Origin of the sequence: Hamadaea flava (genome assembly GCF_024172085.1) — a bacterium.
Lineage (GTDB): Bacteria > Actinomycetota > Actinomycetes > Mycobacteriales > Micromonosporaceae > Hamadaea > Hamadaea flava.
Map to the genome: position 1 here is coordinate 3881653 of NZ_JAMZDZ010000001.1, position 20787 is coordinate 3902439.

General features: G+C 68.1%; 21 protein-coding genes, 1 tRNA gene and 1 pseudogene. 7 read left to right on the top strand and 16 right to left on the bottom strand.

The features are described 5' to 3' along the window. Nucleotides 1–90: 90 nt before the first annotated feature. Nucleotides 91–1971 (bottom strand): transcription termination factor Rho, encoded by a 1881-nt coding sequence (gene rho / locus HDA40_RS18180; protein ID WP_253757420.1) that lies wholly within the window; start codon nt 1969–1971, stop codon nt 91–93. Between the two features lie 311 nt (nt 1972–2282). After that, entirely contained in the window at nt 2283–3176 is an 894-nt protein-coding gene (thrB, locus tag HDA40_RS18185; RefSeq protein WP_372502889.1) for a homoserine kinase, read from the bottom strand. Between the two features lie 54 nt (nt 3177–3230). Between thrB and HDA40_RS18190 the strand changes: the two genes are divergently transcribed. Continuing rightward, nucleotides 3231–3677, top strand: coding sequence for a hypothetical protein (locus HDA40_RS18190; RefSeq protein WP_253757424.1), 447 nt, complete (start codon nt 3231–3233; stop codon nt 3675–3677). A gap of 108 nt (nt 3678–3785) precedes the next feature. Here the strand turns inward: HDA40_RS18190 and HDA40_RS18195 are convergent, their stop codons facing one another. From HDA40_RS18195 to argS, 9 genes are all read right to left on the bottom strand, one after another. Further along, nucleotides 3786–4997, bottom strand: coding sequence for an MFS transporter (locus tag HDA40_RS18195; RefSeq protein WP_253757426.1), 1212 nt, complete (start codon nt 4995–4997; stop codon nt 3786–3788). Nucleotides 4998–5023: 26 nt separating this feature from the next. After that, entirely contained in the window at nt 5024–6073 is a 1050-nt protein-coding gene (gene thrC, locus HDA40_RS18200; protein WP_253757428.1) for a threonine synthase, read from the bottom strand. A gap of 108 nt (nt 6074–6181) precedes the next feature. After that, a complete protein-coding gene (locus HDA40_RS18205) occupies nt 6182–6790 on the bottom strand; it encodes a hypothetical protein (RefSeq protein WP_253757430.1) in 609 nt (202 codons plus the stop codon). 5 nt (nt 6791–6795) lie between these two features. Next, complete coding sequence (locus tag HDA40_RS18210) at nt 6796–8073, bottom strand: IQM protein middle domain-containing protein (RefSeq protein ID WP_253757432.1); 1278 nt, start codon at nt 8071–8073, stop codon at nt 6796–6798. A gap of 59 nt (nt 8074–8132) precedes the next feature. After that, a complete protein-coding gene (locus HDA40_RS18215; protein WP_253757434.1) occupies nt 8133–8477 on the bottom strand; it encodes a type VII secretion target in 345 nt (114 codons plus the stop codon). Beyond that, nucleotides 8467–8874 carry a YbaB/EbfC family nucleoid-associated protein gene (locus HDA40_RS18220; protein ID WP_253757436.1) on the bottom strand — a complete coding sequence of 136 codons (408 nt, stop codon included), beginning with the start codon at nt 8872–8874 and terminating at the stop codon, nt 8467–8469. Before HDA40_RS18220 ends, HDA40_RS18215 begins: the two co-directional genes overlap by 11 nt. 128 nt (nt 8875–9002) lie before the next feature. Beyond that, nucleotides 9003–10292, bottom strand: coding sequence for a homoserine dehydrogenase (locus HDA40_RS18225; protein WP_253757438.1), 1290 nt, complete (start codon nt 10290–10292; stop codon nt 9003–9005). A 91-nt stretch (nt 10293–10383) separates the two neighbouring features. After that, on the bottom strand, nt 10384–11766 hold the full coding sequence (gene lysA / locus HDA40_RS18230; protein ID WP_253757440.1) for a diaminopimelate decarboxylase: 1383 nt from the start codon (nt 11764–11766) through the stop codon (nt 10384–10386). Between the two features lie 6 nt (nt 11767–11772). After that, entirely contained in the window at nt 11773–13428 is a 1656-nt protein-coding gene (argS, locus tag HDA40_RS18235) for an arginine--tRNA ligase (RefSeq protein ID WP_253757442.1), read from the bottom strand. 110 nt (nt 13429–13538) lie between these two features. Here argS and HDA40_RS18240 point away from each other — a divergent pair, with 110 nt between their 5' ends. Both HDA40_RS18240 and HDA40_RS18245 read left to right on the top strand, forming a co-directional pair. After that, nucleotides 13539–14441 carry a thioredoxin-like domain-containing protein gene (locus tag HDA40_RS18240; protein ID WP_253757444.1) on the top strand — a complete coding sequence of 301 codons (903 nt, stop codon included), beginning with the start codon at nt 13539–13541 and terminating at the stop codon, nt 14439–14441. Beyond that, nucleotides 14441–15073 (top strand): DUF305 domain-containing protein, encoded by a 633-nt coding sequence (locus HDA40_RS18245; protein ID WP_253757446.1) that lies wholly within the window; start codon nt 14441–14443, stop codon nt 15071–15073. Before HDA40_RS18240 ends, HDA40_RS18245 begins: the two co-directional genes overlap by 1 nt. A 141-nt stretch (nt 15074–15214) precedes the next feature. Here HDA40_RS18245 and HDA40_RS18250 read toward each other — a convergent pair whose 3' ends face one another. Further along, complete coding sequence (locus HDA40_RS18250; protein WP_253757448.1) at nt 15215–16033, bottom strand: hypothetical protein; 819 nt, start codon at nt 16031–16033, stop codon at nt 15215–15217. 184 nt (nt 16034–16217) lie between these two features. On the opposite strand from HDA40_RS18250, the gene HDA40_RS18255 reads away from it, so the two are divergent. The 3 genes from HDA40_RS18255 (at nt 16218) to HDA40_RS18265 (ending at nt 16726) form a co-directional block, all read left to right on the top strand. Further along, nucleotides 16218–16289, top strand: a tRNA-Arg gene (locus HDA40_RS18255). A gap of 8 nt (nt 16290–16297) precedes the next feature. Further along, the gene (locus HDA40_RS18260; protein ID WP_253757451.1) at nt 16298–16570 is read left to right on the top strand and encodes a hypothetical protein; all 273 of its coding nucleotides are present in this window, start codon (nt 16298–16300) and stop codon (nt 16568–16570) included. After that, nucleotides 16571–16726 (top strand): hypothetical protein, encoded by a 156-nt coding sequence (locus HDA40_RS18265; protein WP_253757453.1) that lies wholly within the window; start codon nt 16571–16573, stop codon nt 16724–16726. 462 nt (nt 16727–17188) lie between these two features. On the opposite strand, the pseudogene HDA40_RS18270 reads toward HDA40_RS18265, so the two are convergent. After that, nucleotides 17189–17671, bottom strand: a pseudogene (locus tag HDA40_RS18270) (recombinase family protein); the annotation flags it as partial. On the opposite strand from HDA40_RS18270, the gene HDA40_RS18275 reads away from it, so the two are divergent. Next, nucleotides 17573–18556: a hypothetical protein gene (locus tag HDA40_RS18275; RefSeq protein ID WP_253757455.1), complete on the top strand. Its 984-nt coding sequence runs from the start codon at nt 17573–17575 to the stop codon at nt 18554–18556. The pseudogene HDA40_RS18270 and the gene HDA40_RS18275 sit on opposite strands and share 99 nt — an antisense overlap. Before the next feature lie 219 nt (nt 18557–18775). Here the strand turns inward: HDA40_RS18275 and HDA40_RS18280 are convergent, their stop codons facing one another. The 3 genes from HDA40_RS18280 to HDA40_RS18290 all read right to left on the bottom strand — a co-directional run bounded on the left by HDA40_RS18280 (nt 18776) and on the right by HDA40_RS18290 (nt 20555). After that, the gene (locus HDA40_RS18280) at nt 18776–19642 is read right to left on the bottom strand and encodes a hypothetical protein (protein WP_253757457.1); all 867 of its coding nucleotides are present in this window, start codon (nt 19640–19642) and stop codon (nt 18776–18778) included. Then, nucleotides 19630–20214, bottom strand: coding sequence for a hypothetical protein (locus HDA40_RS18285; RefSeq protein WP_253757459.1), 585 nt, complete (start codon nt 20212–20214; stop codon nt 19630–19632). Before HDA40_RS18285 ends, HDA40_RS18280 begins: the two co-directional genes overlap by 13 nt. 98 nt (nt 20215–20312) lie before the next feature. Beyond that, on the bottom strand, nt 20313–20555 hold the full coding sequence (locus HDA40_RS18290; protein WP_253757461.1) for a hypothetical protein: 243 nt from the start codon (nt 20553–20555) through the stop codon (nt 20313–20315). Nucleotides 20556–20787 lie beyond the last annotated feature (232 nt).

Consider the following 20787-nt stretch of genomic DNA (forward strand, 5'->3'; position numbering starts at 1 on the left):
TCATTCCCGCGCGGGCATGATCACCGAGTCGGCCCGCGCACGAAGAAGGGGGCTGGGTTCGCACCCAGCCCCCTTCTCTATGAAGTGCTCTTACTCGCCAGGAGTCGTCTTGGCGATCTGCATGAGGAACTCGATGTTCGTCCGCGTCTGCTTGAGCTTGTCGAGCAGCAGATCCAGCGCGGCCTGCGAGTCCAGCGAGTGCAGAACCTTGCGGAGCTTGTGGACGATCGCCAGCTCCTCCGGCGCCATAAGGATCTCTTCCTTCCGCGTACCGGACGGGTCGATGTCGATCGCCGGGAAGATGCGCTTGTCGGCGATCTTCCGGTCGAGCTTCAGCTCCGCGTTGCCGGTGCCCTTGAACTCCTCGAAGATGACCGTGTCCATCATGGAGCCCGTCTCCACCAGCGCCGTGGCGATGATGGTGAGCGAGCCGCCGTTCTCGATGTTGCGGGCGGCGCCGAGGAAGCGCTTGGGCGGGTAGAGCGCGGTCGAGTCGATACCGCCGGACAGGATGCGGCCCGACGCCGGCGCGGCCAGGTTGTACGCCCGGCCGAGGCGGGTGATCGAGTCCAGCAGGACGACCACGTCGTGACCGAGTTCCACCAGGCGCTTCGCGCGCTCGATGGCCAGCTCGGCGACGGTGGTGTGGTCCGTCGGCGGACGGTCGAAGGTGGAGGCGATGACCTCACCCTTGACCGAGCGCTGCATGTCGGTGACCTCTTCCGGCCGCTCGTCGACGAGCACGACCATCAGGTGGGTCTCCGGGTTGTTGTGGGTGATCGCGTTGGCGATCGCCTGCAGCACCATGGTCTTGCCCGCCTTCGGCGGGGACACGATCAGCGCACGCTGGCCCTTGCCGATCGGCATCACCAGGTCGATGACCCGGGTGGTGAGCACGTTCGGCTCCGTCTCCAGCCGCAGGCGGTCCTGCGGGTAGAGCGGGGTCAGCTTGTAGAACTCGGGGCGGCGCTTGGCCTCCTCGGCCTCCATGCCGTTGATCGTGTCGAGCCGGACCAGCGGGTTGTACTTGTCCCGACGGCCTTCGCCCTCACGGGCGGAGCGCACCGCTCCGGTGATCGCGTCACCGCGGCGCAGGCCGTACTTCTTGACCTGCGACATCGCGACGTAGACGTCGTTCGGTCCGGACAGGTATCCGCTGGTACGGACGAATGCGTAGTTCTCGAGCACGTCGACGATGCCGGCCACCGGGATGAGGACGTCGTCCTCGGCGACCTGCGGCTCCCGAGCGGAGGAGGACTCCCCGTCACGCTCGTTGCGGCCCCGACGGCGGTCGCGGAAGCGGCTGCGCCGTCCGCGACGGCCACCGTCCTCGTCGTCGTCGTAGTTGCGGTCGCGGTCGTTGCCACGGTCGCCACGCGGCTTGTCGTCACCGCTGTCGCCCTCGTCGGAGGGCTGATTGCGGTTGCCCCGCTCGCTGCGCTCGGCACGCTCGTTCCCGCCCCGCTCGCTGTTGCGCTCGCGGCGGTCCCGGCGCTCACGCTGGGGACGCTCGGTGCCCTCGGACCGGCTCTCCTCCTGGGAGGCCGGGGCGGCAGCGGACTCGGTCGGCTGCGCGGTCTCCCGCGACCGCTCAGCCGGCGGGCCGGCGGGACGGCTGGCCCGGCGGGAACGCTCCCGCTCGGCCGGACGCTCCGCGGGTGCTTCGGTGCTCGGCGCGGCGGCCGCGTCGCGTACCTCAGCTCGCACCTCATCGCGGGTGTTGCCGGCGGTGGCGGCCACCTCGGCGCGGGGCCGGGGCGTCCCGGCTTGACGCTCCTGAATCGCGGAGATGAGTTCGCCCTTGCGCATCCGGGCGGTGCCCGAGATGCCCAGCGAGGCGGCCATGCTCTGCAGTTCCGGGAGCAGCATCGCTGTCAGGCCGCTGCCCGACCGGCGGCGCCGGGCGGTGCCGGCGGAGGCGTCGTCAGCGACGGTGGAGACATCCGACGTGGTGTCGGTAGTGTCGCTCAATGGATTCCTTCCCTCGATGGGCCGAGCTGCCCGGATTTGCGTCTGGCGCTGAAGGCTTCAGCGCTCGGCGCGAAGAGTGGCCGGGCGGCCTGGCGATACACCCGCCCCATCAGAACCTGAGGCAGGGGTTTGTCGCGCAACCGAGCAAATCTTTGCGCAGCGCGGCTTGCGGACGGGGGTGGGCGGAGACCCGCCATTAACCGTTGGGGAAAGCCGAACCGCCGAAGAACGCTGTCTCGCGGCTGTGCTAGGTCAAAGCCTAGCTAACTCGTGAGACCTGCGGCAATAGGGTCCCGCTCGGCGTGTCCAGCTTAGCTCATGAGATGGGCTCCCCGCGAATCGAACCCCAGGTTGTGGCGGATCCAACCGATTCCCAGGTCGAAACCGGACGGTACCTCGGAAAGCGCCAGGACGGTGGGTCCCGCGCCGGAGACCACAGCCGCCACTCCAGCCTCACGAAGCCGCCGGACCACATCCGCGGTTCCGGGCATCCCACCCGCCCGGTACGCCTGGTGCAGCCGGTCCTCGGTGGCCGCGTACAGCAGGGCCGGGTCGGCGGTCAGCGCGTGCACGAGAAGGGCGGAGCGCCCCGCGTTGAAGGCGGCGTCGGCGTGCGGCACGGTGGCGGGCAGCGCCGCTCGGGCGACCGCCGTCAGCCCTTGGACGTCCGGCACGAAGACGACCGGCTGGACACTCTGGACGGGCGTCATCCTTGCGGCCCGGGCGCGGTGCTCGTCGTCGAGCCAGGCGATCGTGAACCCACCCAGTACGCACGGCGCGACGTTGTCGGGGTGTCCCTCGATGGCTCCCGCGATCTCCAACGCCAGTTCTTGGTCGGTCTTTCCGGCGAGCGCCTGCGCAAGCGTCACTCCAGCCACAATGGCCGCACTGGACGATCCGAGCCCCCGTGCCTGCGGAATCCGGTTCACGCAGCGCAACTCGACCTCCGGCGCAGTCGCCCCGAGCGCCTCGAACGCCGTACGCATCGAGCGCACGACCAGATGCGACTCGTCGGCGGGCAACTCCCCCGCGCCCTCGCCGGTGATCTCGACCCGGGTCGGCCCGTCCACGACGGTCGCCGTGACCTCGTCGTAGAGGGTCAGGGCGACGCCCAGGGCGTCGAAGCCGGGGCCGAGGTTGGCGCTGGTGGCGGGGACCCGGACGGTGACCGGGCCAGGCTGCGGGGAGATCGACACAGCGGTCATCGTAGGTGCGGAACGCCGGTACGATCCTCGCGAACCCACCCCTCGGGAGGAAACGTGTCGGATTACTTTCCGCTGAACACCTCGTTCCTGATCTCGATGATCCCGGTCCTGCTGACGCTCGTCACCTTCCTCGCCGGGTTCATAGCGGTGATGGCCAATCGGCGGAAGCTGGGCAAGGCGACCGGCCTGGCCGCGGCGGGCACCGGCGTGTTGACGTTCGGCGCGCTGCTCAACGTCGGCTGGTACATCGTCTCGTTCAACATGCCCGTGATCATGCGCGACCTCGAGGTCTCCTACAGCACGATCAGCGTCTGGTACAGCATCGCCGGCCTCTGCCTCGGCGCGGTGCACCTGCTGGGTTTCATCCTTCTGCTCCTCTCGGTGTTCGCGGGGCGCGCCGCGACTCCGGCGACTCCGGCCGGGACTCCGCCCATCGCTCCGGGCGCGCCCTACAGCCAGTACGCCCCGCCCGCCGCTCCCGGCTCACCGATCCAAGGCTGACCCAGCCCCGGGCTTTCCTGCGGATCACGGTTACGCATGCGATCTTGAGCGGTTTTGCGATGCGTAACCGTGATCCGCACGCCATGGAGCTAGGCGGTCGCGAACGAGCTAGGCGGTGGCGAGGTCGCCGCGGGCGATCCGTCGAGTGGCGAACCGCCAGCCGGCGGCGTACGCGAGAGTCGTGAGCGCGCATCCGGCGACGAGCATCCTGGTGTCCACCGAGTCGACGAGCAGCCCGGCGACGAACTGCGACGCCGTCACCGCGATCATGGCGATCATCGTGTCGGTCGCGCCGATCCGGCCGCGCAGCTCGTCCGGCACCGACCGCTGGATGGCGTACGCGCTCATGACCCAGTTGCCCCCACCGGCGGCGTGCGCCACGAAGATGCCGAGCAGCGCGAGCGGGAACCAGTCGACCGCCGCCACCCCCAGGTACGCCACTCCGTAGCAGGCCATCGAGATGGAAAGTCCTGGTAGGAGCCACTCGGTCCGGTTCAGCACCCGCCGCAGGACGAACGGGCCGAGAAGCGAGCCGAGGCCGCGGACGGCGTACATCAGGCCGACGCCCATCGCCCCGACGCCGTAGTGCAGGGCGAGCAGCGGGAAGGCCACCAGGAGCCCGTTGCCGACGCCGACCGCTGCCTTCACGGTCACGAGCGAGACGAGGCGCGGTCGGCGGCGCAGGTAGGCCATCGCCTCCCGGATCGCCGGCCAGGCGTCGGACCGGTCGGCGGTCGCCACGGCGACCTGGGTCGGCTGATGGATCCCCCAGCTCAGTGCGGCCGAGGTCGCCAACAGGATCGCGACTGCGCCGAAGCACACGTACGGCGAGACGAGGCTCGCGAGCACACCGCCCAGAGAGGACCCGACGACCGTCATCGTGCCCCAGGTCGACCCGGCGACGGCCATGGCGGCGGACAGCTCGTTCGGCTGGACCAGATTGGGCAGCGCCGAGTTCGCGGCCGGGCCGAAGAACGCCTTCGCGCTCGCGAGGACGGCGATCGCCACCGCCGCGAGCGGCCCCGCCCAGTGGCCGCGTACGAAGAACATGCCGCACACAGCGACACAGGCCGCCAGGTTGGCGACGATCATCATGCGCTTGCGGTCCACCCGGTCCGCCACGGTCCCCGCGTACGGCAGCAGCAACGCGACGACGCCGGTGTCCACGGCGAGCACGACCCCGCCCCAGAAGCCGCCGCCGGTGAGGTCGGTGAGAAGCGCCAGGACCGGGACCATGAGGAACCAGTCGGCGCCGTTGGTGATCAGCTGAGCGAGGAAAAGCCGGCGGAAGTCACGGTTTTGCGTTAGGAGCGCACGCACTCCAGCACCTTACAAGGACAGGTGCCTCAGGCAAGATCCAGGGCCTTGGCCGCCGTGAGCCCGTCCAGCGCGATCGTGGTCGGCGCGGGCGCGGTGGAGATCGCCCACTCCGGGTCCTTCAGACCGTGGCCGGTCACGGTGCACACGATGGTCGAGCCCGCGGGCAGCAGCCCCTTGTCCGCCGACTGCATCAGGCCCGCGACGCTCGCGGCGCTGCCCAGCTCGACGAACACGCCCACCTCACGCGCCAGCAGGCGGTACGCCGAAAGGATCTCCCGGTCGGTGACGCTCGAGATCAGTCCACCGGACTCGTCTCGCGCCTCGACGGCCTTGGTCCACGAGGCGGGATTGCCGATCCGGATCGCCGTCGCGATCGTCGACGGGTGCTCGACGACGTTGCCGGTGACGAGCGGGGCCGCGCCGGCGGCCTGGAAGCCGAACATCTTCGGACGGCGGGTCGTGTTGCCGGCCGCGAAGTCCTCCGAATACCCCATCCAGTACGCGCTGATGTTGCCGGCGTTGCCGACCGGCAGGCAGTGGATGTCGGGGGCATCGCCGAGCGCCTCGACGATCTCGAAGGCGGCCGTCTTCTGGCCGTGCAGGCGGTCGATGTTCACCGAGTTCACCAGCGCGACCGGGTAGTCGACGGCGAGCTTGCTGGCCAGCGCCAGGCAGTCGTCGAAGTTTCCGGTCACCTGCAGCAGCTTGGCGCCGTGCACGAGCGCCTGGGCGAGCTTGCCCAGGGCGATCTTGCCCTGCGGCACCAGGACGGCACACGTGATGCCCGCCCGAGCCGCGTACGCCGCCGCGCTGGCGCTGGTGTTGCCGGTGGAGGCGCAGATGATGGCCTTCGCGCCCTGCTCGACGGCCTTGGAGACGGCGACGGTCATGCCGCGGTCCTTGAACGAGCCGGTCGGGTTCGCGCCCTCGACCTTCAGGTAGACGTCGCATCCGGTGCGGCCGGACAACACCGGCGCGGGGACCAGCGGCGTGTTCCCCTCATGCAGAGTGATCACGGGCGTGGCCGCCGAGACAGGCAGCCGGTCCCGATAGCGATCGATCAATCCACGCCACATGCTGGTCTCCTCACACAGAGTCACAGGCTAGCCTGCCTGCTCAACGCTCGGATCACCAGTCGGTTCCACCCTCCGGGAAGAGCCCGCGCCCTTCCCGGAAGGTGCTGGTCACGCCCCGAGCGAAGTGATCTCGGCCGGATCGAACCCGGTCTGCTCGCAGAAGTCCGCGACGGTCCGGGCCGGATCGCCGGGATCACGCTGGTAGAGGGTAACGGAGTGGACCTTCGGGTCGGCCGACCCGAGGAAGGCCAGCGTCTGACCGGTACCGATCTGGAAGACCAGCACCGGCAGAGCCACGTCGCCCGTCTTCACGGTGTCGAACAGCGCCCGGAGGAAGTCGCCCAGCCGGACCGTCGACCAGTCGATCCTGGCGATCGCTCGCGCCTGGCCGAAGGTCTCCCACTGCTTGACGTCGAGCATCCGGAAGCGCGGCGCGGGCCACGGCTCCCGGGCGTCGAGCTGGCCCGCGATCTTGCCGAGGAACTCCCGTACGCGCGACTCGTCGTGCCGGGTGTCGACGGCGTCCTCGCCCAGCAGCACAGACGATCCGAGGGCCTGGCCGATCGCCTCGCGGTAGACGGCCGGGCCGCTGCGGAAGAAGTCGTATTCGATCATCCGCCCGACGATCTCGGCCGCGTCCTCGTCGGACAGGTCCGGGTAGTAGTTCGTCAGGTAGAGGATCTGGTTCAGCGTTCCACGCCAGACCTCATCGGTCATCGAGCTCACCGCCACAGGTCTTCCTTCAGGTTTTCAGGTTTGAGGCCCTGGGCGAGCAACTCGTCGCGGGCCTGGGCATGGTGGGCGACGGTCGGCTGGTAGTGCCCGCTGCTGTTGTTCATGCCGGTGACCACACCATTCTTCACGGTCAGCTCACCGGCGCTCGCCACGGGCTGGCCGCCCAGGAAGCTGGAGTGGTGGAAGTCACCGACTCCGTGGTAGTTACTCGCGAAGAGGTTGCCGTTCTCGTCCATGACGAAGACCGCCCGGCCCGCACCGTTGTGGGCCGATCCGCCGGAGGTCGAGTCGAACAGGCTGCCGTCGCTGGCCCGGCGCAGTTTGCCTTCGCTGTCGACGACGAGCCGGAACTGCTCACGCCCCGCCTCGTCGAAGTACCGCACGCCGTTGCTCGGAATCCCGAAGAGCCGCGAGGCCTCGGCGGCGTCGGTCTCGTTCGCGTACTTGCCGAGCAGGTTGCGCGGGTAGAGCGGACCGTTCGCCGGGCCGGTTCGCGGCCCTGGTATCTCGCCGGGCTTCAGCGGCGGCGGGCCGTCGGCGTTGCGGGTCAGCGGGTTGCTGCGGCCGAGCTTCTTCAACAACTCCTTGAGCTGTTCCAGGATCTCGCCGAGCTTCTTGACCATCGGGGTGAGCTTCTTGAGGCTCGACAGCAGGGCCCGGACAAACTTCTGAATCTTGTTCACCCAGGTCGTCACCAGGCTGACCACCTGGCCGATGACGACCGGTGTGGCCAGACCCAGCGTCAGGCCCGCCTCAGCCAGCCACTGCGGCAGCCGGGCGGCGAGCGTCCCGATGAACTGCGCGATCAGGTCCCGGACGATGCCCCGGACCAGGCCGACGATCAGGCCCGCGCCCATCACCGCGTAGTGAATGCCGTGGGCGGCCTTGCTGATGCCCTCCATGACGTTCAGGTGGCCGCTCGCGTGACCCCGGTACGCGTCCCCGGAGTCCCCCAGCCACTCGGCCGTCTCGATCCGCAGCGCGTCGGCGTAGTACTTCTGCGCGTCGAGGGTGTACTTGGCGACGTTCTCCCAGGTCTGGGCGTGGGCGGAGATCTCGTCGGGGTTGCCGGCGAGCCAGTCGAGCGCCTCCTTGAGCGGCTTGACGTGCTCCATCAACCAGGACACGCCCCACGCGACCAGCGACCCCAGCGGGTCGATGACCATGCCGAGGACGTCGAGCGCGCCGCCGACGGTGCCGAGCGTGCCGTCGACCCAGCTGTCGTTCTTGATGCCGTTGGAGATCTGTGCGGCGTCCTCGATCAAGCCGAGGCCGGTGTACCAGGTGGTAGACGATTGAGTCTGAGCTACGAGCGGATTTCCCGTCACAGGGCCAGCTCGATTCCGGGATGACGCGCGGTGATCGCGGTCGTCGCCTGCTCCCGGGCCAGATCGGTGGTCTGCGTGCTGGTCGCAGCGGTACGCAGCTTCTCCGCCGTCTCCTCCAGCGAGGAGACCGACTCGGCCAGCGCCGAGTTGGCGATCATGAAGATCGGGCTCAGGATGGCCGGCAGGAACTGGCAGAGCTGCCCATAAGCCTCGGTGCTCATGGTGACCTCTTGAATGGCGCCCTTCGCCGTCTCCATGGCCGAGGCGATGTTCTGCACCGTGCCGGCGTGCTGTTGGACGACGGCGATCGGGAACTGCACGACCTGTCCGTCACCGGCCATGGCGGCCACCGCCGTCCTGGCCGTCCTCGGCCGGCTGCGGGAACCTTGTGTCGAACGAGTGGATGACCGCGCGGCCGGTCTCGGTGTCCGCGCCCACGGTGGCCTGGACCTCCTCGGCGACCTGCTGCGACAGCTTCGCCTGCGCCTTGCGCATCACGCCCAGGATCTCGGCGGCCAGGTCGGCGCCGCGCAACCGCTGGACCCGATCGTCGAGTTCGAGCTTCTCCACCTGGCCCGATGCGCCTACGGTCACGCGGATCGAGCCGTCGTTGCTCTCCGCCTTGCCGGTCAGCGAAGCGACCCGCGACGAAAGCTGCGCCGCTCTCGCCGCCTGTTCGCTCACTCCCGCGGACCAGCTCTCGAGCCACTCCTCGGCTGCGTCGATGTTCTGGAACATCGCCCCAACCCCTCCCCTCGGTCGAACCAACGTCGAGAACCCTAGGCAGGCCCGATGAAGATCCGCAAACCTCATTCACCAAGCCTGTGGATAACCGGCCGAGCGGGGGATGAGTCGTTACCGAGCGTCTATTCGCCCTCGACTCTCAGGACGCTCGCGATCGACCGGACGATGTCCAGCGACCGCAGTTCCTCGACCGTCGCGGCCAGCGCCGCGTCCGGCGCGGAGTGGGTGACGATGACGAGGATCGCGTCGTTGCCCCGGCCGCTCTGGTTGACCGTGGCGATGGAGACGTCGTGCTTGGCGAACACCCCGGCGACGGCGGCGAGCACGCCTGCGCGGTCGGCCACGTCGAGGGAGATGTGGTAGCGGGTACGCACCTCGCCCATCGAGCGCACCGGCAGGTCGGCGTACGCCGATTCGCTGGCCGCCCGGGTCTTCGCGAGCCGGTTGCGCGCGACGGCCACGAGGTCGCCGAGGACCGCGCTGGCGGTCGGCGCGCCACCGGCGCCCCGGCCGTAGAACATGAGCTGACCGGCCGCCTCCGCCTCGACGAAGACGGCGTTGAACGCGTCGCCGACCCCGGCCAGCGGATGCGTCCTCGGGATCATCGCCGGATGCACCCGTACGCTCACCCCGCCGTCGCCGGTCCGGGTCGCGATGCACAGCAGCTTGATGGTGCAGCCCATCGCCTTGGCGCTCGCCACGTCGGCCGCGCTCACCTCGGTGATGCCCTCGCGATAGACGTCCGCGGCGCCGACCCGGGTGTGGAAGGCCAGCGAGGCGAGGATCGCCGCCTTGGCGGCCGCGTCGAAGCCCTCCACGTCGGCCGTCGGATCCGCTTCGGCGTACCCGAGGGTGGTGGCCTCCTCCAGCGCCTCGCCGAAGCCGGCCCCCGTGGCGTCCATGCTGGACAGGATGAAGTTGGTGGTGCCGTTGACGATGCCCGTGACCCGCGTGATGCGGTCGCCGTGCAGCGACTCGCGCAGCGGGCGGAGCAGCGGGATGGCCCCGGCGACCGCGGCCTCGTAGTAGAGGTCGGCGCTGCCGCGGGCGGCGGCGTCGTGCAGCGTGCCGCCGTCCTCCGCGAGCAGCGCCTTGTTGGCGGTGACCACGCTCTTGCCGGCGCTCAGCGCCTCGACGAGCCAGGTCCGGGCCGGCTCGATGCCGCCCACCACCTCGACGACGACGTCGACATCATCGCGCTTGACCAGGCCGAGGGCGTCTGTCGTGAAGATCGAGGAGTCGACGGGGAGCCCGCCGCGATCCCGGCCGAGACGGCGGACCGCCACGCCCACGATTTCGATCGGCGCGCCGATCCGCGCGGTGAGGTCGTCGGCCTGCTCGTGGAGCAGGCGCACCACTTCCGCGCCGACGTTGCCGCACCCCAGGAGGGCTACCTTGACAGGCTCCTTCACGACAGACCCCTTGTCGATAAAACTTGGGTTGACAGCGGCCGTCCTCCCGGCTCCTTTCGGTCGCCGGATCGAGCGATCGCTGCCAACGGTGTCAGCCGACGTCCAGCGCGAGCAGGTCGTCCTCGGTCTCCCGGCGCACGATCACCCGCGACTGCCCGTCCCGGACGGCCACCACCGGCGGTCGCGGCACGTGGTTGTAGTTGCTCGCCATGCTCCGGCAATAGGCGCCGGTGCCCGGCACGGCGAGAAGATCTCCGGGCCGGATGTCAGCGGGCAGGAATTCATCCTTCACCACCACGTCCCCGGACTCACAATGTTTTCCCACCACGCGGGCAAGCATCGGCCCGGCGTGTGACGTACGCGACGCCAGGGTGGCCGAGTAGGAGGCGTCGTAGAGGGCGGTCCGGATGTTGTCGCTCATCCCGCCGTCCACACTGACGTAGGTCCGCAGACCCTCCATCGGCTTGACCGTGCCCACCTCGTACAGCGTGAACACGGCCGGCCCGACGATCGCCCGGCCCGGCTCCACGCTCAGGTGCGGCCGGTCCAGGCCGAGGGCGGCGCACTCGTCGTCGACGATCTTGTTCATCCGGTCGGCCAGGTCGCCGGCGGGCTGCGGATCGTCCTGGCTCGTGTACGCGATGCCGAAGCCGCCGCCGAGGTCGAGTTCGGGCAGGGTGACCCCGAGTTCGTCGACGATCCGCTTGTGCAGCGAGAGGATGCGCCGCGCGCTGACCTCGAAGCCGGACGCGTCGAAGATCTGCGAGCCGATGTGCGAGTGCAGCCCGCGCAGCTCCAGTACGCCCGCGCCAAGGATCGTCCCGGCGGCGCGGAACGCCTCGCCGCCCGACAGCGAGAAGCCGAACTTCTGGTCCTCGTGCGCGGTGGCGATGAACTCATGGGTGTGCGCCTCGACACCGACCGTCACACGGATCATGACCTGCGGACGCACTCCGCGCTCGACGGCCAGCGCCGAGAGCCGCTCGATCTCGTCGAACGAGTCGACGATGATCCGGCCGACGCCGGCGTCCAGCGCCCGGCCCAGTTCGCCGACCGACTTGTTGTTCCCGTGGAACCCGATCTTGGCCGGATCCATCCCGGCCGCCAAGGCGGTGGCCAGCTCGCCGCCGGAGCAGACGTCGAGGTGCAGGCCCTCTTCGTGGACCATCCGCACGATCGCCTTGGAGAGGAACGCCTTACCGGCGTAGTAGACGTCGGCCCCGGCGAACGCGGTGCGAAAGGTCCGGCAGCGGGCCCGGAAGTCCTCCTCGTCCAGCAGGTACGCCGGGGTGCCGTGCTCGGCGGCCAGCTCGGTCACCGGCTTGCCGCCGACCCGCAGTACGCCGCCGTCGTCCTTCGTGGCCGTCTGCGGCCACAGCTCGGTCATGAGCTTGTTGACATCGGCCGGGGGCCGCAGCCACGTGGGGTGCTGACCGAAGTCCCCGTGCAGGGCTCCGGCTTCGTGTGCGCGCATTTCCTCTTACATCCGTTCCGGGGCGGAGACGCCGAGCAGGGTCAGGCCGTTGACGATGACCTGCCGCGTCGCGTCGTTCAGCCAGAGCCGCGCGACGTGCAGGGCGTTGATCGACTCGTCGGCCTGGGGCAACACCCGGCAGTTGTCGTAGAAGCGGTGGTACGCCCCGGCGAGTTCCTCGAGGTAGCGGGCCACTCGGTGGGGTTCGCGCAGTTCGGCGGCGGACTGCACGACGGCCGGGAAGTCGCCGAGCGTCTTGAGCAGCTCCAGCTCCTTCTCATGGGTCAGCAGCGCCGGGTCGAACGGCGCGGTGTCCCGGGTCAGGCCGAGCTCGGCCGCGTTCCGGCCCACGCTCGCGGTCCGGGCGGCGACGTACTGGACGTAGTACACGGGGTTGTCCCGCGTCGCCCGGGTCCAGAGCTCGATGTCGATGTCGATCGGCGAGTCCGACGAGTAGCGCGCCAGGGCGTACCGGCTCGCGTCGACGCCGATGGCGTCCACGAGGTCCTCCAGCGTCACCACCGTGCCGGCGCGCTTGCTCATCCGGACCGGCTGCCCGTCGCGTACCAGATTGACCATCTGGCCGATGAGGATCTCCAGATTGCGGTCGGGGTCGTCGCCGAAGCACGCGGACATGGCCCGCATCCGCCCGATGTAGCCGTGGTGGTCGGCACCGAGCATGATCACCACACGCTCCGCGCCCCGCTCGCGCTTGTCGAGGTAGTACGCGCAGTCGGCGGCGAAGTAGGTCCATTCGCCGTTGGACTTGCGCAGGACGCGGTCCTTGTCGTCGCCGAAGTCGGTGGTACGCAGCCACATCGCGCCGTCGGCCTCGAAGGTGTGACCCTGCGCCCGCAGCCGCTCCAGCGCGTGGTCGAGCTCGCCGCGGTCGTGCAGGTCCTTCTCGTTGAAGTAGACGTCGAAGTGCGTGCCGAACTGGGCGAGAGACTCCTTGATCTGCTCGAACATCAGCTGTACGCCCTCGACCCGGAAGATCTCCTGCGGGTCCTCGGCGTCGAGGACGTCCGGGCGCTTGGCGACCACGGTCTGCGCGATCTCGGTGATGTACGCCCCGACGTAGCCGTCCTCGGGCGCCTGCTCACCACGGGCGCTGGCCAGCAGCGACTTGGCGAACCGGTCGATCTGCGAGCCGGCGTCGTTGAAGTAGTACTCGGTCGCGACCCGCGCTCCGGCGGCCTTCAGCATCCGGGCCAGCGCGTCGCCGACCGCCGCCCAGCGCACCGCGCCGAGGTGGATCGGGCCGGTCGGATTGGCCGAGACGAATTCGAGGATCAGCGCCTCACCGCCCAGCGCCGTGCCGTCGCCGTACGCCGCACCCGCCTCCACGACCGTCCGCGCGAGCGCGCCGGCCGCGCCGGCGTCGAGCCGGATGTTGAGAAACCCCGGCCCGGCGATTTCGACGGTCTTGATTCCGTTCGTCTTCGCCAGCTCGGCGGCGATGCCCCCGGCGAGCTCCCGCGGGTTGGCCCCGGCCCGCTTGGCGACCTGCATCGCCAGGTTGGAGGCGTAGTCTCCGTGCTCCGGATTGCGCGGTCGCTCGACGGCAGTCGTGCTCGGCAGCACCGAGTGATCCAGGCCACGCTCGGTGAAGACGGCGTGAGCGGCGGTCAAGACTGCGTCGGCGAGCTTCTCAGGAGTCACTGATCCATGGTATCCGCGCTAGACTCTGGGCCTTGACGGGCGGTCACACCCCGTCAGCTTGTTGTGATCCGATCCTGGCCAGCCACGATCCCACCCCTTAGAGGCATGTGATGAGCGTCAGCACCCCCGGTGAGAACCGGCAAGTGAACGTCGTCAAGAGCGGCAAGTCGACCGCGACCGGTGGCAAGCCCCCGGCCGACGACGACAAGCCGTCCGGCTCGAAGTCGACGACCGGAACGAAGACGACGACCAGCTCCAAGCCCGGCGGCGCGGCGAAGCCCGGACAGCGGCCGGCGGGCGCCGGCGGCAAGGGCCGCCGTCCCGTGACCCCGGTCAAGGTCACCCAGCAGCGTTCGTGGGGGCCGATCGGGCTGCTCACCGCGGTGATCCTGGTGGCCGTCGCGATCGTCGGCTTCGGGGCGTACTTCATCATCAAGGACATGCGGGCCACCTCCGCCGCCGAGGCCAAGCAGAAGTCCGAGGCCGAACTGGAGAAGAAGGAGGCCTCGACGCCGTGGACGCAGCGGGCCGCCGCCATCCAGGGCATCGTGAACTACCGCGATCAGAAGCCGGCCTGGCTGACGAACAACCACAAGCAGGGCAAGCTGACCTACGCCGTGACCCCGTCGGTCGGCGGTGACCACAACCCGGTCTGGCAGAACTGCATGGGTGACGTCTACAAGGCCCCGATCGCGACCGAGCACGCCACGCACAGCCTCGAGCACGGCGCCATCTGGATCACCTACGACAGCAAGCTCGACGCCGCGCAGGTCGCGAAGCTCGCCGAGCGGGTGACCGGCAAGGAGTACATGCTCATGAGCCCGGTCGACAACCTCGGCTCGCCGATCACCCTCCAGGCCTGGGGCTACCAGCTGAAGGTCGACAACGCCGACGACTCGCGCATCGACGCGTTCGTCCGCGCGCTGCGCAAGAACGCCTCCATGGAGTCGGGCGCGTCCTGCTCCGGTGGCGTGACCCGGACCGGCACGACCCCCTACGACCTGGGTTCCTGATGCCGGCTCGCAGGTGGTTGATCGCCGGGGGCATCGCCTTCGCCATCGTCGTCGCGCTCATGGGCGGGTACGCCGTGGGCCGCGTCGTCACGCCGACGACCCCGTCGGCGACCGCGGCGACGAAGCAGACCCCGGCGGACGACTCATCTGAGGCGGGCTTCGCCCGGGACATGTCGACGCACCACGCCCAGGCGGTCGAGATGAGCATGATCGCGGCCGCCCGGGCGACCGACCCCGAGGTACGCCAGCTCGGCTACGACATCGCGCTGACCCAGGAGAACCAGATCGGCCAGATGCAGACCTGGCTCACCTTCTGGGGGCTCAACCCGACCTCGGACCAGCCCGCGATGGCCTGGATGCCGGACGGCGTGGCCTCGCTGAAGAACGGCCTGATGCCGGGCATGGCGTCGCAGGACGAGATCCAGCAGCTCCGGGACGCCAAGGGCAAGCAGGTCGACGTCCTGTTCCTGAAGCTGATCCTGACCCACCACCTCGGCGGCATCCACATGGTCGACGGCCTGCTCGCGCAGTCGAAGAACCCTGAGGTCGTCGCGCTCGCCGAGAACATGAAGGCGGGTCAGCAGAACGAGCTGACGGTCATCCAGAACCTGCAGAAGAAGATCGGCTCCTAGTCGGTTCACAACGCGAAAGAGGGGTGTCCCACCGGGACACCCCTCTTTCGTTCTCTGGACTTACTCGGCGCCTTCGTGATCAGGGTCAATTCCATGTAGCTATGCGACGCGAAAGTGACCCTGATCATGGAGCTGCCGCTCTCAGCTCGCCTCGTCGGTCAACTCCCGGCGACGGCGTACGGCCACCAGGGCGATGCCGGCCGCGATCAGGCCGACCGCCGTCAGCACCGTCGCACCCCACGCGACACCGGTCACCGGCAGCCCACCGGTCGACGAGGTGGACGGCGACGGGGTCTGTTCGCCTCCTCCGGGCTGGGTCGACTCCGACGTTCCCGGGGTCGGCGTACCGGACTCGCCCGGCTTCGGCGACTCGGAGCTCCCCGGCGTCGGCGTACCCGTCGTCGGCGTACCGGCGCAGACGTGGCTCAGGTTGAACATGTCCTGGGCGTAGGTCTTGCCGTCGGCCCGCTGGATCACCGCCGTGCCGCCCTTGAGGGTCCACCCGGAGAACGTCAGCAGGTACGCGTGCTTGTTGCTCTTGCCGCCGGCCGCGCCCAGCACACCCCAGTACGGGTCGTCATCCTCGCCACCGCCCGGGATCGCCGCGGTGACCGGGCCGTCCGGCGTCGCGAAGGTCAGGCTCAGCGAGACGAAGGCGTCCCCAGCCGAATCCGGCAGCACGAAATGCCAGCCGTCGATCGGGGAACCGGGCACGTCGATGATGCCCTTGGTCACCTTGTTGAACCGGGGGTCCTCGGGGCCGGTCACGTCGAAGAAGAAGTCGAAGATGTCATCGCAGTCATGCGACTGGAAATCCGCTGCGGTGACCCCATTGGCTCCGACGTTGCCAGGGTTGATCGGGACGGTCGCAGTGGCCGCGTGAGCAGGCGAGGCGAACGCCAGACCGGCGATAGCGGCCGTCACCGCCGCGAGAGCGACCCGCGCAAGGCGCTGGCGCATATATTCCTCCGTGAGAACGAGGGGCAGAGTGAACGACACATGGTCACCCAGCCACCGGCCCTCCCGGATCGGACGAAAAGTCGCGGCATCGATAGCCGTTCGCGACACGCATGGGCCAGATGACCGACCCAGGTCCCGATTTCGGTGTCGCCGAGGACGCCTGGTACTCTTTGTCGGTCACTGAGCCCCCGTAGCTCAGGGGATAGAGCACCGCCCTCCGGAGGCGGGGGCGCAGGTTCGAATCCTGCCGGGGGCACGTAGAACATGGGAACGGATTTGACCGGCAGGGGCGGACGCCAACGCGTCCGCCCCTGCCGCTGCGCGTTCCGGCTGCCGCTGCCTCGGAACGGTAGGGGCCTTGGCCGTGGCTTCGGCAGCAGCCCGGCTGATGACGTCGACCATCTCGGCGCGTACGGCGACGCGCAGGGTGATTCGCTGGAGGTGGCGGTCGTACCGGATCTCCAGCTGGAAGGCGTCGAACAGCTGCCTTTGCTTCTCATCGGGCAGGTCGAGCACGTTCAGGTCAACGTGTGGTAGTTGGTCCACAAGTTCGCGTGTTCCTGCCCCCTTGGGCTGTGCGGCCTTGGCCAGCTCCTGGAGTTCCGCGGCCAGTACCTGCTTCCGTTTGGCGTTGTCGGCGAACTGCTGCTGAATGCCGGTGCGCCATTGCGCGTCGATCTCGGGGTCGCCTGAACTCGTCATCTGCTGGAGTGACAAGATCAGATTTTTGTTGGCTGCGTCGAGGTCGCTGATCTGTCGGGCGTATGTGGCGGCCATGGCCTCCGTCCCGGACCGGATGGGCTCGTCTGCTGGTCCCTCCAGGTAGTCCAGCCGGTGGGCACCGAACACCCGCTCGTTGAAGAACCGTGCGACGAAGGTGTCAACGACGTCTTCGTTCACCGTGAGAGCAGGTGGATGGATCTCGTACCACATTTCGTTCTTGTGATGCTCGCGCTTGGTGACGCAGGCGTAGTACGTGTCGTCGGCGCGAGTCTTCCTCTGACGCGTCTTTCCGAACATGCGTCGCGAACAGATGTCGCACTTGATGTAGGACCTGTACCGATAGCTGCGCTTGGTCTTGGGGTGGGCGTTGTTGCTGGCCTTCGACCGCGACCCTTGCCGGTACCGCCCGACTGGACTGCCCGCATCGAAGTAGGCGCGGGTCGTCAGGGGCTCATGGGTGACGCTCGGCGACCATACCCATTCGCTGGGCGGGTTGACACGGCCCTTCACGCCTCGGTCCGGCCGCGAGCGCTTACGCCGGTTCCAGACCATGTACCCGGTGTACTTGGGGTTGTTGAGGATGTCTCGTACGGCGGTCGAGGTCCATGCACCGATGGCGGTGTTGTAGGACTCCCGCTTGACCGGTACGGGTGGCGGGTACCTGTCGAGGTCGGTGTTCAGCCGGTCGGCGATGTGCTGGTACGACAGCCGCTCCAGCGCTCGCCACGCGAAGATCTGCGTCACCACAGGCCCGCAAGCGGGGTCTCTCACCAGCCGGTGCTTCGTGATGCCCTCCTCGCGTTTAGCCTTGACCGGGTGCGGATGACGTTCCCCGATATATCCGTACGGCGGCTTGCCGATGTTCCAGCCCTGTGCCGTGTGCTGCATGAACCCTTTCCACGAGAGTTCCAACATTTGCAGGACGTACCACTCGGCAATGGCCTGCTTGACCCGCCGGGTCAGAACAGAGGTGGCGTTCTTCGGGCCACCAGTTCCGCTCGGGCGAACCGCATCGCGGTCGATGCCTTCGTCCGCAGCAAGGAGGGCGACGCCGGCCTGTTCGAGTTCGTGCTCGATCTTCGTGCCGTAGTAGGTCGTGCGAGCGATCCGCTCAATGGACTCGCAGACGACCGCGACGAACCGCCGGTCAGGCCGCTGGGCCTCCGCGAGAAGGTCAGCGATGCTGCCGTCGCGCGGCACCGGGATGTCGAAGGCTTGGTAGGCGTCGCTCTGACCGCGCAGGTCCAGGAGCGTCCGGCCAGATTCGATGTCGTAGAAGTGAGCCACGATCACGAAGCCGGGCGGCAGCTTGACGTTCACGCTGTCCAGCTGACGCGGGATCGCGAGCGTGGGATCTTGCCTGTCCTCGGTCGAAGTACGGGCAAGGAAGGCGACTGGCACGATCGTGGGGACGTCGTCGTTCGGCCGGTGTTGGTCGGCCATCTGCATGAGCCAGTCAAGGATGCCGACGTCCATGTCATCGGCTTCATCTGCGACTGCTGTCATTTTCCCTCCCCAGGGTTGTCGTCGCGGGCCTGCTGCTCGATGGCCCACAGCAGGGCGTCGCGAATGGCGCGAGCTTGTATCGCCTGTAGCTTCTCTCCTTCACGTCCCGAAATAGCGACTATTTCGAGGCGGAACGAGATGCCGCCGTTGGCTGAATTGCTGCCGTCCCGGTCGTCAATTGCATTGATTGGCGATCGTTCCGCTGCCTGTTCATCGTACATTCCATTGGATTCGTGGGCAGTGGCGTCAACCACGCTATTCCCCCTGTTTTCGCAGCGCACAGCGGTGCGCTGAATCGCGAATCAGCCATGGGGAACCCCCTTTCAATGACGAGGTAAGCGCTTCTCGTGAAGCTCGACAAAACTGCTCCAAGTCCGAGCAATGAGAAAGCCCGCAGAGCGCGTGCTCTGCGGGCTTTCTGTAAATTGGTTATTGGCGGATAAATAAAGGCCCCTGAACCGAGAACGGGGGATCTCGGCTCAGGGGCCTGTCTGCGGTCGAACGTGGTTCCGGTTAGAGGACTACCACGGCTCGTTGTTCGGTGACGGTGATGCTGACCGTCGTGGTGGTGGTGATGGCGGGTTCAGTCCCCGACAGGCCGCCGCCGCTCCACGACACGTCCCAGGTGGCCACGGCCCGGAGAGTGAACTTGCCGCCGGGGCTGCTCGCGGATGTCTTGCTGTATGTATGCCCGCACGTCGGCGACGCTGCCAGCGGGTTGGCCGAGACGGTCCACGGCGTACCCGGTCCCGTGCACACCGTGCTGGTGCCATCGCCCGCGTACCAGGTGATCTTTCGTGGTACAGCCTTGGCCTCAATGGTGAGACCACCGGCCGAGGCGCGTGCAGTCTGGGTCTGCCACCAGCCGGGCTGCACCCACCACCACACGGGCACGTGGACGAACTGTGTTGTGGTCAATGAGGGGTTGGCCGCGATGACCGGCCGAGGCATGGTCAGGTTGTCCACGGCTCGCTGCGTGATCACGCCAAGCGCGGCTGGCGGCTGGAACAGCGTGACGATGGTTAGTCCAGGGATAGGGTCGCCGGTGGCAGGATCGAGGCAGGTCTTGATCCACTGGTTGGCTGGTAGGAAGTTGCCGTCATCCTTGCCGTAGTAGCAGCCGTCCTTGCCGAGCCAGCCGTAGGCGTTGTGGCAGTCGACGACGTTGTCGCCGACCTTGCACACGACATTCCCGCCGCCTCCCCCGCCGCCGTTCCCGCCGCCGGTGTAGGTGACCGTGACCGTGCATCGTGCGTCATTGGGGGTCGCCTGGCAGTCAAGATCGCCCCATTGGTCTGCTCGTGCTGGTGCCGCGACTGCGATTGCCATCGTCAACGCTGTGGTGACGATCGCGAGTAGGCGCGGCGCTAGAGAGTGCATGACCCCACCTCCCTGATGGCTACGGATGTCACCATCCAGTTCCCGTTGATGCGCTCGACGTCGGCGAGTGTCAGGCGCAGACCGCCGGGCGTGTCCTTGTAGGGGCTGCCGTCGGCCTTGTAGCGCGATGTCCTGCTGGTGTCCATGCAGTCCTGCACAGACGCCTTGGTCGGCGCGGCCGGAGGTGACAATGACGCGATCTTTGGGTGGAAGACGGTCTGCCCTCGCCCGAGGAGGCCCTGACTCTTGGCCGACTTGAGGCCGTTGGTGTAGAGGGTCAAGGCGGCGCCGGTGCCGTACTTTGCGAGGTCTGGGTAGTTGGGGTCACCGGCGGCGCTGGCCTTCTCGAACGCGTTCTGGAAGGCCAGATAGGCGTCGATCGCGTGTTGCTTGGCCTGATCCGGCGTCTCGGCCGCCGCGGACGTCGGCGCCCAAGGGCTCGCTGACGCTGACGCCGGCGGGGCCGAGGTCGGAGTGGTGGTCGGTGTCTTGTCTTCATGTGTGCATCCGGCAAGCAGCATTCCGAATGCCACTGCCGCCGTAAGTCCTGTGTGGGTAACGGTGCGTTTCACTTGCCCTCCAACGCGAGAGGCCCCGTAAATCAGTCGTACCGCAGGGTCGGCGGGGCGCGCTACCGACAGTTGTGTACGTACATGCTGTCAGTAGCGCGTCATGCCGCGTACTTTGCACACGGTCCATCATGGACAGGACAGGTGCCGTCGCACTCGTCGCGGGCCATGTCCAGGTGCGCCAGGACGCAGGCGAGGGCCTCGTAGGTTGTGAGGTAGCTCTCGCCCTTGTCTGCCAGGGAGTAGGTCTTGATGACGCGGCTGCCGAAGTGCTTGCTGTCGGCGCGGATCGCGCCGATCTTCGTGAGGCGGTGGAGGCTGCGCGACACTGCGTTGTCGTCCACGTGCTCACCGAGGTGCGTTTCAAGCCGTGTGTGGAGCGCCCGGTACCTGTAGGGCCGTTCGGCCAACACCGCGACGACCGCTGGGTCCAAGCGGTGGCGGAACAGGTCGGCAATCCGGACTAGTGCATCGATGTCAATCTTTGTCCCCCATGCATGCAAGTTGCACGAGCTATCCAAGGTGCCACGGGAGATCAAGGGCGGCAAATGATATTGACCCGTATGCCTTGGGGGA

Coding starts and splice junctions, on each gene's coding strand:
- thrB (WP_372502889.1), bottom strand. CDS start 3,176: ATGACCGCTGTGTCGATCTCCCCGCAGCCTGGCCCGGTCACCGTCCGG.
- thrC (WP_253757428.1), bottom strand. CDS start 6,073: ATGTGGCGTGGATTGATCGATCGCTATCGGGACCGGCTGCCTGTCTCG.
- HDA40_RS18205 (WP_253757430.1), bottom strand. CDS start 6,790: ATGACCGATGAGGTCTGGCGTGGAACGCTGAACCAGATCCTCTACCTG.
- HDA40_RS18215 (WP_253757434.1), bottom strand. CDS start 8,477: ATGGCCGGTGACGGACAGGTCGTGCAGTTCCCGATCGCCGTCGTCCAA.
- HDA40_RS18220 (WP_253757436.1), bottom strand. CDS start 8,874: ATGTTCCAGAACATCGACGCAGCCGAGGAGTGGCTCGAGAGCTGGTCC.
- lysA (WP_253757440.1), bottom strand. CDS start 11,766: ATGCGCGCACACGAAGCCGGAGCCCTGCACGGGGACTTCGGTCAGCAC.
- HDA40_RS18240 (WP_253757444.1), top strand. CDS start 13,539: ATGAGCGTCAGCACCCCCGGTGAGAACCGGCAAGTGAACGTCGTCAAG.
- HDA40_RS18245 (WP_253757446.1), top strand. CDS start 14,441: ATGCCGGCTCGCAGGTGGTTGATCGCCGGGGGCATCGCCTTCGCCATC.
- HDA40_RS18250 (WP_253757448.1), bottom strand. CDS start 16,033: ATGCGCCAGCGCCTTGCGCGGGTCGCTCTCGCGGCGGTGACGGCCGCT.
- HDA40_RS18260 (WP_253757451.1), top strand. CDS start 16,298: ATGGGAACGGATTTGACCGGCAGGGGCGGACGCCAACGCGTCCGCCCC.
- HDA40_RS18280 (WP_253757457.1), bottom strand. CDS start 19,642: ATGCACTCTCTAGCGCCGCGCCTACTCGCGATCGTCACCACAGCGTTG.